General features: G+C 47.9%; 15 protein-coding genes. 8 read left to right on the top strand and 7 right to left on the bottom strand.

Translation table 11 applies throughout. The features are described 5' to 3' along the window. Positions 1-42 precede the first annotated feature (42 nt). The 3 genes from DU002_RS09015 to astE all read right to left on the bottom strand — a co-directional run bounded on the left by DU002_RS09015 (position 43) and on the right by astE (position 5,135). Positions 43-591, bottom strand: a complete 549-nt coding sequence (locus DU002_RS09015; protein ID WP_199405204.1) for a DUF2569 domain-containing protein — start codon at positions 589-591, stop codon at positions 43-45. A gap of 269 nt (positions 592-860) precedes the next feature. Further along, positions 861-3,926, bottom strand: coding sequence for a D-2-hydroxyglutarate dehydrogenase YdiJ (ydiJ, locus tag DU002_RS09010; RefSeq protein WP_114338038.1), 3,066 nt, complete (start codon positions 3,924-3,926; stop codon positions 861-863). Positions 3,927-4,091: 165 nt separating this feature from the next. Further along, positions 4,092-5,135, bottom strand: coding sequence for a succinylglutamate desuccinylase (gene astE, locus DU002_RS09005; protein ID WP_158538012.1), 1,044 nt, complete (start codon positions 5,133-5,135; stop codon positions 4,092-4,094). Between the two features lie 193 nt (positions 5,136-5,328). Between astE and DU002_RS09000 the strand changes: the two genes are divergently transcribed. The 3 genes from DU002_RS09000 (at position 5,329) to DU002_RS08990 (ending at position 8,995) form a co-directional block, all read left to right on the top strand. After that, positions 5,329-5,808, top strand: coding sequence for a type III secretion system chaperone family protein (locus tag DU002_RS09000; protein WP_114338036.1), 480 nt, complete (start codon positions 5,329-5,331; stop codon positions 5,806-5,808). Positions 5,809-5,860: 52 nt separating this feature from the next. Beyond that, complete coding sequence (locus DU002_RS08995) at positions 5,861-7,834, top strand: exoribonuclease II (RefSeq protein WP_114338035.1); 1,974 nt, start codon at positions 5,861-5,863, stop codon at positions 7,832-7,834. Between the two features lie 198 nt (positions 7,835-8,032). After that, positions 8,033-8,995 carry a GGDEF domain-containing protein gene (locus DU002_RS08990; RefSeq protein WP_114338034.1) on the top strand — a complete coding sequence of 321 codons (963 nt, stop codon included), beginning with the start codon at positions 8,033-8,035 and terminating at the stop codon, positions 8,993-8,995. Between the two features lie 155 nt (positions 8,996-9,150). On the opposite strand, the gene DU002_RS08985 is transcribed toward DU002_RS08990, so the two are convergent. The 3 genes from DU002_RS08985 to seqA form a co-directional block, all read right to left on the bottom strand. Then, entirely contained in the window at positions 9,151-11,652 is a 2,502-nt protein-coding gene (locus DU002_RS08985; RefSeq protein WP_114338085.1) for a glycogen/starch/alpha-glucan phosphorylase, read from the bottom strand. Positions 11,653-11,866: 214 nt separating this feature from the next. After that, entirely contained in the window at positions 11,867-13,519 is a 1,653-nt protein-coding gene (gene pgm / locus DU002_RS08980; RefSeq protein WP_114338033.1) for a phosphoglucomutase (alpha-D-glucose-1,6-bisphosphate-dependent), read from the bottom strand. A gap of 30 nt (positions 13,520-13,549) precedes the next feature. Then, the gene (gene seqA, locus DU002_RS08975) at positions 13,550-14,083 is read right to left on the bottom strand and encodes a replication initiation negative regulator SeqA (RefSeq protein WP_114338084.1); all 534 of its coding nucleotides are present in this window, start codon (positions 14,081-14,083) and stop codon (positions 13,550-13,552) included. A gap of 162 nt (positions 14,084-14,245) precedes the next feature. On the opposite strand from seqA, the gene DU002_RS08970 reads away from it, so the two are divergent. From DU002_RS08970 to fldA, 4 genes are all read left to right on the top strand, one after another. Continuing rightward, positions 14,246-15,019 carry an alpha/beta fold hydrolase gene (locus DU002_RS08970; protein ID WP_114338032.1) on the top strand — a complete coding sequence of 258 codons (774 nt, stop codon included), beginning with the start codon at positions 14,246-14,248 and terminating at the stop codon, positions 15,017-15,019. A gap of 54 nt (positions 15,020-15,073) precedes the next feature. Beyond that, the gene (locus DU002_RS08965) at positions 15,074-15,301 is read left to right on the top strand and encodes a DUF2788 domain-containing protein (protein ID WP_114338031.1); all 228 of its coding nucleotides are present in this window, start codon (positions 15,074-15,076) and stop codon (positions 15,299-15,301) included. A 2-nt stretch (positions 15,302-15,303) separates the two neighbouring features. Continuing rightward, positions 15,304-15,576 carry a LexA regulated protein gene (ybfE, locus tag DU002_RS08960; protein WP_114338030.1) on the top strand — a complete coding sequence of 91 codons (273 nt, stop codon included), beginning with the start codon at positions 15,304-15,306 and terminating at the stop codon, positions 15,574-15,576. A gap of 65 nt (positions 15,577-15,641) precedes the next feature. After that, on the top strand, positions 15,642-16,166 hold the full coding sequence (gene fldA / locus DU002_RS08955) for a flavodoxin FldA (protein WP_114338029.1): 525 nt from the start codon (positions 15,642-15,644) through the stop codon (positions 16,164-16,166). Positions 16,167-16,236: 70 nt separating this feature from the next. Here fldA and DU002_RS08950 read toward each other — a convergent pair whose 3' ends face one another. Next, on the bottom strand, positions 16,237-16,701 hold the full coding sequence (locus DU002_RS08950; RefSeq protein WP_114338028.1) for a DUF4442 domain-containing protein: 465 nt from the start codon (positions 16,699-16,701) through the stop codon (positions 16,237-16,239). A 168-nt stretch (positions 16,702-16,869) separates the two neighbouring features. Between DU002_RS08950 and fur the strand changes: the two genes are divergently transcribed. Next, positions 16,870-17,301, top strand: a complete 432-nt coding sequence (fur, locus tag DU002_RS08945; protein ID WP_114338027.1) for a ferric iron uptake transcriptional regulator — start codon at positions 16,870-16,872, stop codon at positions 17,299-17,301. Positions 17,302-17,369: the final 68 nt, after the last annotated feature.

The raw sequence follows: 17,369 nt of genomic DNA, 5'->3' as shown, positions 1-17,369 counted from the left end.
GCCAGAGCTAACCGCAAAATATAGTACAGAAACATGCTTACATTAACCGATAGTATTGACGCTTGATTGCTCCGTGAGGCCATCAGCAGCGATTGGCCGTTTCTCGATAAAGGTCGCTCGCACTCTTTTTGACACCAACATGTAAGGGATCCAGATAAGCGCCACAATCGCTGTCTGCGCTAACTCTTTCACAGTTGCCGGGTCAAATATCGGTTCATCTGGAAATAGGAATGAGGTAAGCCATGCGTCCAAAGGCAACACACCCAATGAAACAACTGAAACCAGAATGAACAGCAACGGAAAACGGTAGTGCTTAGTAAAAAACAGATACAGCAGCGCAACAGAAGCAATCAGCATCCCTATGTTGAACGTCACCTCACCAATAATTAATGGTGCCCACATTGGATGGTAATACTCAGAGCCGGCCGTGGTTAGCTGCTGCCACGTATCGTCGATAAAAATAGGAACAAAGATAGGTAAGGTTTTCACAAGTAAAACTATGGGCTTCAGCACCACACCGATAGCCACTAAGATCAGCCACCCTCCGATTCCCTGATATTTTTTGTCATCATCCATTTGACGGTCTTCCATCAGCTTCCCTTATATCTAAAATAACAGCGCCCACTGGCACACATAATTTGTCATGTAAGCGGCAACACTATTCACCGCGTTTAACCGGATCATGCACTGATATAAACACGCCCACAACTAGACCCATTTAAAAACAGCCAAAAATCATCAGTCAATCAATTTCTTATCGCACTAACCCGCTATCCGATAAACTGACACCACAATAAAAGCCACTTGGTTTGACCCAAGTGGCTTTTATTAACACAACATGCGATGCGTGCCGCTAGGGCCTATTGATAAAGCGCCAACAACGCTTGCACTGGATGCTTAGGTTTAAAGCCGTCAAAACGCTTCACCTGACTACGGCATGAGTAACCGGTAGCAAGTACAGCCTCAGTAGGATTATCCTTAATTGGATCTTGCCAACTAAGTTCGTAGATCCCTTTCGAATTGTCATAGTTTGGCGCTTCATGACCATAGGTACCCGCCATGCCACAACACCCTACTGGCTGATTTGCCAGCGGAATCCCAAACAGTTCGAAGATCTTCTGCCAATCGCTGTCACTGGTAGGTAACGCGGTTTTTTCTGTGCAGTGACCAAACAGTTTGTAGGCTGGTTGCTTACTCAGTTCCACTGTCGGTTTCGGCGGCTCCGGCTGGGTTTTCAGGAACCACTCCTGGAACAGCATCACCTCGAAATCACCACGAGCTTCTCCCAGCGCATGAACATATTCATCGCGATAGGTCATCACCAGCGATGGATCTACCCCGACCATAGGCATGCCCAGCTCATAGACCTGTTGCAAAAACTCAGCACTGTCTTTAGCCGTTTTGGCAAATGCAGTCAAAAAGCCTTTCACATGCTGTGGTTTACCATTGGGTTTGAATGGCAGTAGCACTGGCTTATAACCCAGTTTTTCGATCAGCAATAGCAGATCACGGACAACATCGGCATCGTAATAGGTGGTGAACGGATCCTGTACCACCAGCAGATACTCACCGCGTTGCGCTTCTGGGATCGCCTGCAGATCAGACAGTTCATAGCCTAAGGCAGCATGGCCGTGCATTGACTGCTTTAACGTCGGTGTACTGATCAACGGCGCGTCCACAAATCCTACGGTTTTCTTGGTCAAAAACTTAACCCAAGCTTGCTTAAGGAAGAAGTTAATAAACCCTGGGAATTTGGCCATCAACGGCAGCGCTTTTTCGATATTCGCAACCAGATAATCACGCGCGGGACGCAAATATCGCGTGTGATACAGGTTCATAAAGCGGGCACGGAATGTCGGTACATCGACTTTGATAGGACACTGGCTGGTACAGGCTTTACACGCCAAGCAACCTTTCATCGCTTCCATCACTTCGTGGGCGTAATCGTATTCGCCCTGCGACTTGCGCCATGTGTTACCCACTTTATCTACCAGATGCTTAATGCTTAATCCGCCACGCTGCGTTTGCTGTTCGAGAGCGAGTACATCCACCCCTTCGTTTTCAGCTAAACGCAACCATTCGCGCACTAAACCGGCACGCCCTTTCGGCGAATGACGACGATCTTTGGTGATCTTCATCGATGGGCACATTGGGCTAGTCAGATCGTAGTTAAAGCACAGGCCATTACCATTGCAATCAACGGTTTGGGTGAAGCTATCACGCACCTTAACTGGGATCTGGCGATCGTAAAAACCACGCTTAGTTGCATCCACCGACACCAGCTGAGCGTCAGATTCAAACGGCGTACAGATCTTGCCAGGATTTAAGCGGTTAAATGGGTCAAATGCGGATTTAATCTTGCGTAACTCACCCCATAGTTCGTCACCGAAAAACGCTGGTGAATATTCGCTACGATAGCCTTTGCCATGCTCACCCCACATCAATCCGCCATACTTGGCAGTCAATGCCACCACTTGATCGGAGATCTTACGCAGCAACACTTCCTGTTCGGGATCACACATGTCCAGCGCCGGACGCACATGCAACACACCCGCATCCACATGTCCAAACATACCGTAGTTAAGCTGATGATCATCCAGTAGCTGGCGAAACTCCATGATGAAGTCTGCCAAGTTTTCTGGGGGCACACAGGTATCTTCAGCAAAAGCGATCGGCTTTTTACGCCCTTTGGCAGCGCCGAGCAGGCCCACAGCTTTCTTGCGCATACCATAAATGCGGTTAATGGAAGCCAGATCTTCTGTGACCTGATAACCAATCACGCCGCCTTGCTCATCGGCGATCAGTTTGTCCAACTGCACACGTAAAGCCTGCAGTTTGGCTTGCTGATCATCAGCACTGTGATCGGCAAACTCAACAATATTAATACCAAGCAACTCTTTACCCGGAACGTCGGTGATCAACTCTTTCACCGAGTGCCAAACGATATCTTCTTTGGCTAAATTCAGTACCCTTGAGTCGATCGTCTCAACCGACAATGCATCCGCTTTCACCATTACAGGCGCATTACGTAAGGCCGATTCAAAACTGTCGTACTTCACGTTAACCAGAGCACGATGCTTAGGTATCACCGTTGTATTAAGCTTGGCTTCTGTGATTATTGCTAAAGAGCCTTCCGAGCCCGCCAGCAAGCGACTTGCATCCACTTCAGTCTGATCATCATTTAACGCATGCTTGAGATCATAGCCAGTCAAAAAGCGGTTCAATGGGGGGAACTTATCCAAGACAGCCTGACGCTTATCACGACAACTGGCCAGAATTTGACGATAAAGTTTGGCGACCGTGCCCTCACCTGCAGCTAAGGTTTCCGCCTCGGCCAGGGGGATCGGCAGGGTGTCAATTTCGGTGCCGTCGACCAGTACAGATCGCAATCCTAGAATGTGGTCACTGGTTTTGCCATAAACCAGTGAACCCTGCCCTGAGGCATCGGTATTGATCATGCCGCCAACGGTGGCACGGTTTGACGTGGAGAGATCCGGTGAGAAAAACAAACCATGGGGGCGGAGCGCATCATTGAGTTGGTCTTTAACCACACCGGTTTCGACCCGAACCCAGCCCTCTTCAGCGTTGACTTCCAGCACGCGATTCATGTGTCGCGACAGATCCACGACTAAGCCAGGTGTTAAGGATTGTCCATTGGTGCCGGTACCGCCGCCACGAGCGCTAAAAGTAATAGCCTGAAAACGTTTTTCATTGGCTAATGCGGTCATCAGCTGCACATCTTGATGATGCTTAGGGAACAAAACCCCTTGGGGAAGCTGCTGATAAACACTGTTGTCGGTAGCAACAGCTAACCGACTGCCATATTGCTTTTCAATATCGCCTTCAAAACCGGCTTGCTCTAAGGCTTGTAGGTATGCCAGACACTCAGGCGCCAGCAGGTGTTGATGACCTATCTTGGGTATCATGAAATGCCAATCTCTCGCCGCTTAAACTTAAAAGGGGGCGCATTATATCACGGCATATCGCCGCTTTGTTCTCACAAATAGAGAGCGCTTACCAGTTATTCACCGGGAGCGAGGCATTTGGATCATTGTTATCTAATGTTTCGGCGCTACTTCAAACGGGACAGCTTATGCTAAGGGCAGATGCGCAACCGGATCATCTAACCGTTTAAGCGTCAATAAAGCGCGCTGACCAATCGCAACGCCAGCATTAGGAAACACTATCGCTTCACCCTCATGCTCGGCGACATAACTAACATCACCGTCATGACACAAGCGCTCTCCCTTGGCAAAACCAGTGAAATTATCAATATCGTCAGCAAAACTCAGGTGAAACTCGTCAGAGCGTTTATGAATAGAGCGGCACACCTGGAAGAAGCTCACAGTAGATGGCAAGCCAGCAGATGACGGCGAGAATCGCTCAGCGATTAGTTCCTGCAAAACATGCTCAGTAGCGAGATAATCTTGCAGTCGGTTTTCACCAAACGGTTTTACTTTTCCAAGCTCAACGGTAGCTGCTTGAGCAGCATATTGCCGCGAACTGAAATAGCTAAATGTCCCGGTTGGCTCGTGGGACAACAGGATGGCCGAGCACTCAAGTGCAGCCAGTAGCTGGATAAATTCGGCACAATAAGGTTGACCATGAAGGAAAGGATGTACGGCAAATTTCTCATGCTTAGAACCACGAATTGCCGTGTGTAGATCCAGATGAATACGACGCCGGCCAGCACCTGCGGCAGTATAAAACTGATCTAATACCGCCATCAGCTCAGTGGCCCGACACTGCTCCTGATTGGCATCACCCGTTAACTGTTCGGGTTTGAATAACCTATTTAAATTCTCATCAACAAAACGGGTGCCCTGCTTCATCGCTGGAATATTGCCAACAATCACCAGTAGCCTAACGCCCAACGTCAATGTGCCATTCACGATCGCATTCACCAGTCGGTTGCAGATCTCAATTGGCGCCGTTTCATTCCCATGGATCCCACAGGACAACACCAAATCTGTCTGCGCGGCCTTAGCTAATGGCTCCAACAAGAGTATGCCCTCGCCGAGCCAAGCATATTGAACGCCACGATGTTGCCAGTTCAGTTGCGCAGAGTCGTTCCCTGCTGCAGAAAGAAGCTCGGTTAGAAAATCACTATTATCGAGTAGGTGCTGAGCGTTCAAGCTTTTATCCTTTTTCACAGCTAAGTGCCAACAGACCTTTACTATAACGGCGTTACAACACGCGGCAAGGGCTGTCTTAAAAGCTGCAAAATGCGTATACTTCGGCGCTGTAACGTCTGTATGACAGGTGTAGGTTTTTATCCAGTATTCTCACCTACACTCTTCACTTTATCATCACGGGATCACCAGATAGATGGTCGACACCTTAATCCGTCCCGACCGGGATCAAATTCAGCATTGGCTCGACTCTTTCAGCGTAGAAACCTATCTCTGCGACAACTGCCAAGCTATTCACTTAACCGCTTTGCAGCGCTGCGAAGGGGTAATGGAAGCACGCCTATTCACCGATCCTGAATGGGTATTGCTTTCCTGTGAGGCAGAATTAAAACCCACGGGCTTACTGCCGCTGCTGGGAGAAATGGGGAATCTCAATGCAACTTACCCCACCACGAAGATCTTTGTCGATATTCAGGATTCGACTTTACCCCGCCTTGTCGTCAGTCAATCCCTGTATGTGGGCGCAGGGGTCACGCTCAAACAGTTTGAACATTTCTTTACCCAGACCAGTGAAATAATCGAGCAGGTCGTTGGTGAGTGTAATGATAATGGTGTATTGATGCCGAATGATGAAGAAGCTCCAGTCGAGGCCTCTTCTACTAACACGGTGCATTAATCTCCTTGATAGTCTCTATCTCGGCGACCAGTAAAGTTTATTTAGGAAAAATATGTTTAAAGATAACCCTCTTCTGCAACAGCTGAAAAGCGAGATCAAAGCGGCTGCACCTAAGGTCGAAGGCACAATTCGTGGCACAGACAAAAGTTACGGTTTTTTAGAGACCGACAAAGGCAAACGCTACTTTGTCCCGCCTCCGGCAATGAAAACCGTGCTGCATGGAGACCGGGTTGTCGCTGTACTGCGTAAAGATGGCGAGAAAGAGAGTGTTGAGCCAGACAGTTTGCTCGAAGCAGGGCTAGACAGATTTATCGCCCGCATTAAATATCGTAAAGACCGCCGCCCTGCGCTTGTTGCTGACCATCCGCAAATCAAAACCCAGATCAACGCTCGAAATGAGGCGGGTCAAGACGTTACTTTCGAAGAGGGAGATTGGGTGGTTGCTCGCCTGCAACGCCATCCGCTTAAAGGTGATAACACGTTTTTTGCCAGTATCGAACGAAAGATCACCAGTGCAAATGATAAACTGGCGGCATGGAAGGTAGTTCCAGCCACGCACGAGTTACCGGATCAACCGCCGGCAGAACAAGCCTACGAGCAACTTCAGGATGAAAGCGAACGTCTGGACCTGACCGAGCAACCTTTCTTTACCATCGATAGTGCATCGACCAAGGATATGGACGACGCCTTGATGATCCGCGAAACGGGCAATGGTTGGGAACTGACCATCGCTATCGCCGATCCAACCGCTTACATTGCAGATGGCTCTGCACTGGACGAAGAAGCTAAGCAACGGGCATTTACCCTCTACCTTCCCGGACACAATGTGTCTATGCTACCGCCGAAATTGAGCGAAGAGTTATGCTCATTGGTGGCAGGAGAGAAACGCCCAGCATTATGTTGTCGTGTCACCATAAATGAGGATGGCGCCCTAAGCGGAAATAGCGAATTCTTCCTCGCCTGGATTAAATCGCAACACAAACTCAGTTACAGTAATGTCGCCGCTTTCTTAGGTGACAACACAGCGCAAAGCTCAGACAACGATACCCTCAACTGGCAACCCGATGATGCTTTATCGGCACAACTTAAAGCGCTGCACCAATTTACCCTGGCACGCAGCAATTGGCGTCACGAACATGCATTAATATTCCCTGAACGCCCCGATTACCGCTTTGAAGTGAATGCTCAGGGAGAGGTTGAAGCAATCCATGTTGAGCATAGAAACATTGCCCATCGCATGGTTGAAGAATCTATGTTGGTGGCCAATGTAAGCGCTGCAAACTGGCTGAAAGCAGAACTAAACAGTGGCATCTTCAATGTTCACAACGGGCTTGATCCAGAGAAGGTTGATGACGTTATTGCGATAGTGAATGAGCAAGGCGGCAATTTTAATCGCGAAACCCTGCTGACGTTAGATGGCTTCTGCGATCTTCGGCGTTGGCTTGATGCACAGGAGACCGGCTACCTCGATGCGCGGATCCGCTCCAAACAGAGTTATAGCCTGATCCACCATGAGCCGGGCCCACACTATGGCTTGGGTTTCGAAAGCTATGCGACGTGGACATCACCAATCAGAAAATACGGCGATATGATCAATCATCGGTTATTAAAAGCGGTTCTGGCCAATAAAACCGAGGTTGTGTCGAAACCCACTGCAGAACTCGTCGACCACCTTACCCTTCAGCGCAAGCGTAACCGCCAAGCCGAGCGCTCTATGTCGGATTGGTTGTATGTGAATTTTCTCGAAAAAGCGGTAAAAGAGAAAACTGAATTCAGCGCAGAAATTATCGATCTTAATCGTGGCGGCGCGCGCGTAAGGTTACTTGATAATGGCGCGATGGCGTTTGTACCGGCCTCTCTTATTCACAGTAAAAAAGAAGAGCTAGAGATCGACCGTGATGCCGGAACCCTCAAAATAAAACAGGAAGTGGCATTGAAGCTTGCCGACCAGATAACTGTGGTATTAACAGAAGCACGCAGCGCCACTCGCTCCTTAGTCGCCCGTCTCGCCGAGACACTAAGCTAAAATGCGCCAATTTCATTGAATCGTTAAGAACGGGGATGGCAATCAGTCGTCCCCTTCTCGCTCAACTAGCACCAGGTCACTCCGCCAACATATGTAAGCCCCCTCACATTTCCTATCTATATCAGCGATAGTTACTACTAATTAGACAAATAGGTAGTACGCTTAACCTATTGGTACGGCGGACTATTTATCAAACGGATGCTGAGCTCAGGCCTGTCGAAGAAAATATCTATTCCACTGCATTTGGTGATGCTGGTGCCCATCGTTGGCTACGGCTTATACCACTTGTTCAAAGAAAACATCATTGTCGGCACTCTGCTGATGCTCATCGCACTGCCACTCATTCTTTCAACAGTCAGGTTAGCCCAAAGTAAAAACAACGTTCTCTACAGCCGCATTTTTATCTTACTGGCCAGCGGAGGCATGCTTGCTATCTGCTATCTCCTCGGTATTAGAGGGCTAATTTTCTGTTTTGGTTTAACATCCATGCTGTTCTTTGTCTTTGGCTTCCGCCTCGGCTTAATACTCAGTATCTGTTTTACCAGTTTTGCCCTGCTCGCAGCACTCAATAGTGCGCCCGCGATCATGGTGTTGAAATTTGCCATCGGTTTAGCCCTATCACTGATTTTTACCGCCTTCTTCGCTTATCAGGTAGAAGATAAAAACGACGCATTAGAACAACAGGCAAATCGGGATCCCCTCACCGGCGCGCTGAACCGCCGAGCAATGAAGCCCGCGCTGCAGGAGGCGATCCGTCTGAAACTCAGATACCACAGGCATTACACGCTTATCTGTGTTGACCTTGATCACTTCAAACGAGTAAACGACGAACATGGTCATACTGTCGGCGATGATGTGCTTAAGTTGTCGACCCAGTGCTTAAAGAAAGAGCTACGAAAAACCGATCATCTGTACCGCTTTGGCGGTGAAGAGTTTGCCATCTTATTGCCTGAGACCGAGCAGATGGATGCCATGGCTGTGGCAGAAAAGCTACGTAATGCAATAACAAACATTGCATTACCCAACGATATAAAACTAACGGCAAGCTTTGGTGTTGCCGAGTTAGTACTGAACGAAACCACTGACAGTTGGCTAAAACGTGCTGACGCGAGACTTTATCAAGCCAAAGATTCCGGTAGGAACCAAGTCGTCGCTGAATAGTATTCGATTTAGTAAGCCACCGTTCAGCGCTCCGCCAAACCATTTCCCTGCTTGCAACACCAACCAACCATAAATGGATAATCAGTTGCCGCTGCTAGGGCAATAAAAAAGCCACCCGAAGGTGGCTTTTTCAACGTTCTTTATTATCTAAAGAATTATTTTACTGGACACTTGGTCAGCTTCCAGATGTCACGTACGTAATCTTCCATAGAGCGGTCTGAGTTAAATTTACCCATAGTCGCTGTATTGATGATCATTGCACGTGCCCAGCCAGCTTTGTCGCTATAACGGCTGTCAGCATCTTTCTGAGCATCTGAGTAAGACTGGAAGTCAGCCAGAGCCATGTACGGGTCACCACCGTCAAGCAAGCTGCGCTTGATGCTAGACAGTTCACCAGGCTTACCAGGTGTGAAGTAGTCAGTATCTAACCAATCCAGAACAGCTTTCAGCTCTGGGTTGCTGTAGTAGTAGTCCCAAGGGTTGTAACCCTGAGCCTGCAACGCCTGAACTTCATCAACGTTCATACCGAAGATACATACGTTCTCTTCACCAGCTTCTTCAGCGATCTCGATGTTAGCACCGTCAAGTGTACCAACAGTCAAGGCACCGTTCAGAGCCAGCTTCATGTTACCAGTACCTGAAGCTTCGTAACCGGCCAGAGAGATCTGCTGTGACAAGTCAGCTGCAGGGATCAATTTCTCAGCAATAGTTACACGGTAGTTAGGCAGGAATACAACCTTCAACTTACCTTTGATGCGTGCATCACTGTTCACTTTCTCTGCAATGCAGTTCAGTGCGTAGATGATGTCTTTCGCCAGCTTGTAGCCAGGTGCTGCTTTAGAACCGAAGATAACAACACGAGGATTCATGTCGTAGTCTGGGTTTTCCAACAGACGACGGTACAGAGCCAAGATGTGCAACAGGTTCATCTGCTGACGCTTGTACTCGTGAAGACGCTTGATCTGAATATCGAAGATAGCCGTTGGGTCAACTTCAACACCGGTCAGTTCAAGGATAGTCGCAGCCATGTCAACTTTGTTGGCAAGTTTGATATCCATGTATTCTTTTTGGAATGCAGGATCATCAGCGTACTTAGCGATATCACGAAGCAACTCAAGGTCACGCGGCCAGTTTTCACCAACTTTTTCAGTCAGCAATGCAGACAGGCGTGGGTTACAAGCCTTCAACCAACGACGCGGTGTAATACCGTTAGTCACGTTAGTGAATTTGCCTGGGAACAGTGCGTCGTACTCTGGGAACAAGTCTTTCTTAACCAGTTCAGAGTGAATTTGAGCAACACCGTTAACCTTGAATGAACCAACAACAGACAGGTGGCCCATGCGAACTTTACGAGAGTCGCCTTCTTCGATGATAGAAAGCTTAGCTTTGATTTCATCGTTGCCAGGCCACTTAACTTCAACTTCGTCTTCCAGGAAGCGACGGTTGATTTCGTAAATGATCTCAAGGTGACGAGGAAGAACACGCTCGAACAAAGATACGTCCCACTTCTCCAATGCTTCTGGCAGCAGAGTGTGGTTAGTGTATGCGAATGACTCACGACAGATAGTCCAAGCGTCATCCCAGTTCAGGTCATGCTCGTCAACCAACAGACGCATCAACTCAGGGATAGCTACCGCAGGGTGAGTATCGTTCAGCTGCATCACGTTCTGAGTAGAGAACTTGCTCCAATCGTTACCGTGTGCACGGCTATAACGACGGATGATATCTTTCAGTGAACATGCACAGAAGAAGTACTGCTGAATAAGACGTAACTGCTTACCAGCTTCAGTTTCATCGTTCGGGTAAAGAACTTTAGAAACTGCTTCAGCTTCTGCGTTCTCTGCTTGTGAATCGATGTAACCACCAGCGTTGAATACATCCCAGTTGAAGAAATCAGAAGCACGTGATTCCCACAGACGCAGAATGTTTACAGTTTCTGCACCGTAACCAACAATTGGAACATCCCAAGGAATACCCTTGATCACGCGGCCAGGGTGCCACTTCTTCTTCATGTTACCAGTTTCGTCGAATACAGTTTCAACGTAACCGAACAGAGGAACCTGCTGTACAGACTCAGGACGGCAGATTTCGAACGGGCTGCCGTACTCACGCCACTCATCTGGGCGCTCAATCTGACGGTTATCACGGAATTCCTGACGGAATAAACCGTGCTCGTAGTGGATACCGTAACCGATAGCTGGGTAGTTCAGGGTTGCAAGCGAGTCAATGAAACATGCTGCAAGGCGGCCTAAACCACCGTTACCCAATGCCATGTCTGGCTCTTCATCAAGAATTACAGAGATGTCTTGACCAAGATCTTTAAGCGCATCTGCGGCTGCATCAAATACACCCAGGTTATGGAGGTTGTTTGAAAGCAGACGACCCATAAGGAATTCAGCAGACAGATAGTGCACTGCACGGGTATCTGCTTCGAAGTGAGCTTTCTGTGTTTGACGCAGACGCTCGTATACGAAATCGTTTGCAGCTGCAGCAGTTGCTTCAGCCCATGCACGATTGCTTGCCTTGTTTTCATCTGTACCCAAAGTTGAGTGCAGATGCTTCAGGATGCTTTCCTTAAAATCTGTTGTGTTCAAAGAGAATGACGCTGCAGGAGCCGCCTTCTTTTTTGCACTAGCAGTAGTTTTCTTGGTTGCCATGGTATTACTGTCCTTCGTTAAGTTGTTACGGGACATACTGTTGCTTACCGATTAAAAATCGAGCAAACATTCTGTTGTAAAATTTCAAAGGTGCCAAATCGTAACGGGTGACACACTATATTTTTTTGATCCAAGTCTGATTTTTCGCGGCTTTACTGTAATGAGTTTTCATCATTTTTCAATAAAACCGTGAAAACAGTACAAAAAAGCAGCATTAACAGCCTGATTTTGCAAAAGCAGCCGCAACAATCTGCTGAGCTTCCTCTTGGATCTGCTTCAAATGATCTCGACCAATGAAGCTTTCTGTATAAATTTTGTAGATTTCTTCCGTTCCTGACGGACGTGCTGCAAACCAGCCATTTTCCGTAACCACTTTTAGGCCACCAATAGCTGCACCATTTCCTTGAGCATGTGTCAGCTTAGCAACAATTGGCTCACCTGCCAGTGTTGCAGCTTCGACCATCTCAGGAGTGAGGTTAGAGAGCACTTTTTTCTGTTCGTGGTTGGCTGGCGCGTCTAGGCGTTCATAGACGGGACTGCCAAACTTAGCTTCAAGCTGCTGGTACAACTGCCCTGGATCTTTCCCCGTGACAGCGGTGATTTCTGCTGCGAGTAGCGCCAGAATGATGCCGTCCTTATCGGTACTCCATACAGTGCCATCAAAACGCTGGAATGAGGCACCAGCGCTCTCTTCACCACCAAAGCCAAAGCTGCCATCAAACAAGCCGTCAACAAACCATTTAAAGCCAACAGGGACTTCACATAGCTTACGACCTAAACTCTCCGCCACGCGGTCGATCATCGAGCTAGAGACAAGCGTCTTACCAATCGCCATATCTGCGCCCCAATCTTTACGATGGGTAAACAGGTATTCGATGGCAACGGCGAGATAATGATTTGGATTCATCAAGCCAACGCTTTTTGTCACAATGCCATGACGATCATTATCAGGATCATTACTGACTGCCACATCAAACTTATCTTTTAGCTCGATTAGGCTTGCCATTGCATAGGGGCTGGAGCAATCCATGCGGATCTTGCCATCCTTATCAACGGTCATAAAGGCAAACGCTGGGTCAACACGGTCGTTAACGACTTCGATATCGATACCATACTTGGCTTTAATCGCAGGCCAGAAAGCGATACCAGAGCCACCGAGAGGATCTACACCTAACTTAACACCCGCCTTTTTGATCGCTTCCATGTCGATAACTTTTCCTAAATCATCAACATAAGGCGTGACGTAGTCATAAGCGACAGCAAGCGGAGAGGCCATCGCCTCTTCCGTGGTGACGATGTTAACGCCATCCAAGTGGGCAGCCAACAGCTGGTTAGCTCTCGCCTGAACGATGGCCGTTGCCGTGCCATCTGCTGGTCCACCGTTGGTGGGGTTATATTTAAAACCGCCATCTTCAGGTGGATTGTGAGAAGGCGTGATCACGACACCATCAGCGAGACCTTCACTACGATCTTGGTTGTAGCTTAAAATCGCATGGGAGATCACTGGCGTAGGAGTGTATCCCAACCCTTCTTGGTAACGCACCTCAATACCATTTGCTATAAGCACTTGCAGTGCTGAACCAAACGCAGCTTCAGACAATGCGTGGGTATCAAAACCTACGAACATAGGTCCAGTCGTGCCTTGTTCTGCACGATATTCCACTAAAGCTTGAGTGATAGCGAGAATGTGCGCTTCGTTAAACGAACGCTTTAATGAAGAGCCTCGATGCCCAGAGGTACCAAAGCTCACCAATTGTGATGCTTCACTGACGTCAGGCTGATACTGATAGTACGCAGCCATTAGCCGTGGAATATTACACAACTGCTCTGCACCAGCGGGTTTGCCGGCTTGTGGATGTAATGCCATAGGTATTACCTACCCTACTCTATTATGAAACTATCTCTTGGATTTCTTGCCGGCGACCACAGGCAAGCTTTTTAATAACAGCTCGGTCTGTGTTTCATTCAACGCCAACATGCCCGCAACACGCTTAAGCATGGCGCGTTTCTTTCCGGTATTTGTATTCGTAATAACCCAATAGGGGGAATCTGGGATTTGACGAGGCGCAGTGCTGCTCCCCGCCGCCATCAACTCAGATTGGCTGGTGGCAAAATAGATGCGGTTACGCCCCTTGATTTCTAGTACCGACGAGAATTGCTTAGGCGCATACTTATGAAGCAAAGATAAAAGGTAAACGAACCGCCCAACCGCCCCTTTTTGACTGGCTAGTTGGCGACTATCAATGGAAAAATCTGAAGTGGTAGGCACCACCTCTTTTGGCGCACCAACGGACGTTTCTTCAACCGGCTTGGCCGCTTCTTCGTCCATTGCCACTAAGCGGCGGAGGATATCCGAAGCACTCTCACCGATGCGCTCCGTCTTACTCGCTATAAACTGGTATAGGTCTTCATCTACTTCGATGGTTTTCATTCTTCTTGTCACCGCTTCCGTTTGCGCTGGCACAAAATGGGCAACATTATACATACCCGCACTGAAATTCCCACTTCGCTAATTCAGCCAATGCAATGATTACTTGCCCAGCCCCGATTCCAAAGGCAAACTTCGCCACGCTAAAAGAAACGAGAACAGAGCATGCAATTACATTTTCAGCGCCAAGGTCAAGGACCTACCGTTATCCTTATTCACGGCCTATTCGGCAGCCTGGAAAACTTAGGCGCCCTGAGCCGACATCTACAAACTCATTTTGATGTCGTCAGTGTTGATCTGATCAACCATGGTCGCTCTGGTCATAAGGATGCCACCAACTACATCGATATGGCGGGCGACATAATAGAGACTATGGACGCGCTAAACATTGAGCGAGCGCATTGTGTTGGTCACTCTATGGGCGGCAAAGTCGCCATGGAGTTAGCCATGCTAGCCCCCCACCGCTTTAAACGAATAGTCGTCGCAGATATCGCCCCAGTTAAATATCCCAGCCATCATGTTCAGGTGTTAAAAGGGCTGGCCGCTCTCAACCAGCAGTTACCCGTGGCAAACCGACAGCAAGCCGATCAGATTTTGCAGGAATTTTTACCCGATGTCGGCGTACGCCAGTTTCTGTTGCGAAATGTCACGCGCTCAGATGTCGGCTTGATATGGCAATTCAATTACCGCGGTACCTTAGCCAGTTACGACGCTATCCGAGAGCCGACCTCAGCGCAGCCCGCATTTATTGGACCTACCCTGTTTATTAAAGGTGAGCAGTCCGATTATATCTTGCCGGAACATCGTCCAGCCATTATGGCGAGATTCCCTAATGCAACAGCGAAAATCATCCAGGGAACAGGGCATTGGCTGCATGCCGAAAAACCAGGCTTGTTTAATCGCTTAGTTGAACAGTTTTTGCTACCAGATGAGGATTAACCCAACTTTATCCCTGTGATATAGTGCGCGCCTCTTTGCCATCAGGAGCCTGATATGCTCGCAGAGCATTTTGAACAGATAGAGGCGATTGGCCTTAACCTGTTCTTTGCAGCCATCTTCTTACTTATCGGACTTGCCATTCAAGATGTGTTGAAAAAAGGCGATGTGCCTAAATTTGGGCGCGCAGTAGTTTGGTTGGTACTGTTTTTTGGTTGTGCAGGGTTCATTGCAAAGGGAGTTATTCAGTTCATTATGGAAAGTGGTAGTGGAGTCAATGGCTGAACATGGCTAAAGAAAATACCGACCGAACAACCATAGATCTATTTGAGCAACAAAGACGTCCAGGACGCCCTAAAACCAGTCCTTTGTCCCGTGATGCCCAACTAAAGATCAATAAACGTAACCAACTTAAACGCGACAAAGCCAATGGGCTGAAACGCGTAGAAGTTAAACTGCATCAAACACTGATTGATCAGTTAGATGCACAATGCGAACAACACGCACTGAATCGAAGTGCCATGATCGCGTTAATATTGCAAAATGCATTATCGGAATGAACGACTTTGCCTAAGCAAGGTCCTCTACTAAAGTAACTAAAAATCAAAGCGTACAGGAAATATTCATGTCGATTGTAGGTATCTTTTTCGGAAGCGATACTGGTAACACGGAAGCCGTGGCCAAGATGATCCAAAAGAATTTGGGTAAAGGGATCGCTGACATACATGACATTGCTAAAGTCAGCCGCGATGACATCGATAAGTACAATTTCCTCCTATTAGGCATTCCGACTTGGTATTACGGCGAAAGCCAATGCGACTGGGACGACTTCTTTCCCGAGCTTGAGCAGGTAGATTTCAGTGATAAAATCGTCGGCATCTTCGGCTGTGGCGATCAAGAAGACTACGCAGAGTACTTCCTCGACGCCATGGGAACTATCCGTGATATCGTCGAAGCGAAAGGCGCCACCATCGTCGGCCATTGGAGCACCGAAGGTTACGACTATGAAGCGTCCAAAGCGATGGCGGACGAAGACCATTTCGTAGGTTTAGGGATCGATGAAGATCGTCAGCCTGAACTCACCCAGGAACGCGTTGAAAAATGGTGCAAACAGATCAGCGAAGAGATGTCTTTGGACTCTTTTGCTTAACAAACAAGTCTGTAGCAAACTGTCTCTAGGCCGCAAACGCGGCCTTTTTTGTGTCCTTCCCTAGCTAAAACTACTTGGACTTTTTATGACGCACATAAAGGGTGCGCCGCAGTTTGGCAACGAGATCACCCTGTTCATCAATCACGTTAATCACAAACTCAGGCAGATGTTTGGCACCAGCAGCAGTGGCTTCGCGGATCTCATCGATACGTTGCTGTGTCAGCTCGAAATCGGCATAAACGCGGCCTCTACCGGGCTTAATGAAATTGATATCAGCTGATTGATCACAAATCAGATAGCGGTCACCCAATAACCCCATTAACATCAGTGCATAAATAGGATCTGACATCGAAAACAGACTGCCGCCAAAATGGGTACCGTTAGCATTCCGATTCCAACGACTGAGCCTCAAGCCAACACGGCACTTTAGGTAATCATCGCTCAGTGATTCAATCCGAATGCCACAAAAAAGAAAAGGTGGCCAAAGGTTTAATAACGTTTTCAGTAACTGTGGTCGTTTAAATACTGCTCTCATTTTTCACTCATACTGGTCTGACCACAATCAAGATATTATAGGCGTACCCCATAATTCAAGAGAAACAGAATAAGTTACCGGATTTGTGGTTTATTTTAGGGCGGATAAACATATAATCAGACAGATAAATGCACAGCGATTGTGCTTCATAAGAATATGGGATTTGGGATGACCGACGAAAACCAAGCACTCAAGAAAGCCGGACTTAAGGTAACCTTGCCCCGGGTTAAAATACTTGAGCTGTTGCAGCACCCTGACAATCAACACGTAAGCGCTGAAGATCTTTACAAAAAGTTGATTGATCACGGTGAAGAGATCGGTTTGGCGACCGTTTATCGTGTACTTAACCAGTTTGACGACGCTGGTATTGTTGCTCGCCACCATTTTGAAGGCGGTAAGTCTGTTTTTGAATTATCCACCAGCCATCATCATGATCATCTAGTCTGCCTAGATTGCGGCGACGTTGTAGAGTTTGTCGATGAAACCATCGAACAACGCCAGCGGGAGATATCAAAGTCCCACAACATTGATCTCACTAATCACAGCCTCTACCTCTACGGCCATTGCACTAAAGAAGATTGCTGCAACAAGAACAAATAGTGACGCCTATCTAGCCGAAAACTCGCCCTATTGAGCGGTTTCGGCTAAACTCAGGTTTTGTAAGCTAA

The organism is Corallincola holothuriorum, from assembly GCF_003336225.1.
Taxonomy (GTDB): Bacteria; Pseudomonadota; Gammaproteobacteria; order Enterobacterales; family Neiellaceae; genus Corallincola; species Corallincola holothuriorum.
This window is presented reverse-complemented; position numbering and strand designations above follow the sequence as displayed.

What these genes read in the sequence shown, in the direction of transcription:
- DU002_RS09015 (WP_199405204.1), bottom strand. Translation starts at nt 591, where the DNA reads ATGGAAGACCGTCAAATGGATGATGACAAAAAATATCAGGGAATCGGA.
- ydiJ (WP_114338038.1), bottom strand. Translation starts at nt 3,926, where the DNA reads ATGATACCCAAGATAGGTCATCAACACCTGCTGGCGCCTGAGTGTCTG.
- DU002_RS09000 (WP_114338036.1), top strand. Translation starts at nt 5,329, where the DNA reads ATGGTCGACACCTTAATCCGTCCCGACCGGGATCAAATTCAGCATTGG.
- DU002_RS08995 (WP_114338035.1), top strand. Translation starts at nt 5,861, where the DNA reads ATGTTTAAAGATAACCCTCTTCTGCAACAGCTGAAAAGCGAGATCAAA.
- DU002_RS08990 (WP_114338034.1), top strand. Translation starts at nt 8,033, where the DNA reads ATGCTGAGCTCAGGCCTGTCGAAGAAAATATCTATTCCACTGCATTTG.
- DU002_RS08985 (WP_114338085.1), bottom strand. Translation starts at nt 11,652, where the DNA reads ATGGCAACCAAGAAAACTACTGCTAGTGCAAAAAAGAAGGCGGCTCCT.
- pgm (WP_114338033.1), bottom strand. Translation starts at nt 13,519, where the DNA reads ATGGCATTACATCCACAAGCCGGCAAACCCGCTGGTGCAGAGCAGTTG.
- seqA (WP_114338084.1), bottom strand. Translation starts at nt 14,083, where the DNA reads ATGAAAACCATCGAAGTAGATGAAGACCTATACCAGTTTATAGCGAGT.
- DU002_RS08970 (WP_114338032.1), top strand. Translation starts at nt 14,246, where the DNA reads ATGCAATTACATTTTCAGCGCCAAGGTCAAGGACCTACCGTTATCCTT.
- DU002_RS08965 (WP_114338031.1), top strand. Translation starts at nt 15,074, where the DNA reads ATGCTCGCAGAGCATTTTGAACAGATAGAGGCGATTGGCCTTAACCTG.
- ybfE (WP_114338030.1), top strand. Translation starts at nt 15,304, where the DNA reads ATGGCTAAAGAAAATACCGACCGAACAACCATAGATCTATTTGAGCAA.
- fldA (WP_114338029.1), top strand. Translation starts at nt 15,642, where the DNA reads ATGTCGATTGTAGGTATCTTTTTCGGAAGCGATACTGGTAACACGGAA.
- DU002_RS08950 (WP_114338028.1), bottom strand. Translation starts at nt 16,701, where the DNA reads ATGAGAGCAGTATTTAAACGACCACAGTTACTGAAAACGTTATTAAAC.
- fur (WP_114338027.1), top strand. Translation starts at nt 16,870, where the DNA reads ATGACCGACGAAAACCAAGCACTCAAGAAAGCCGGACTTAAGGTAACC.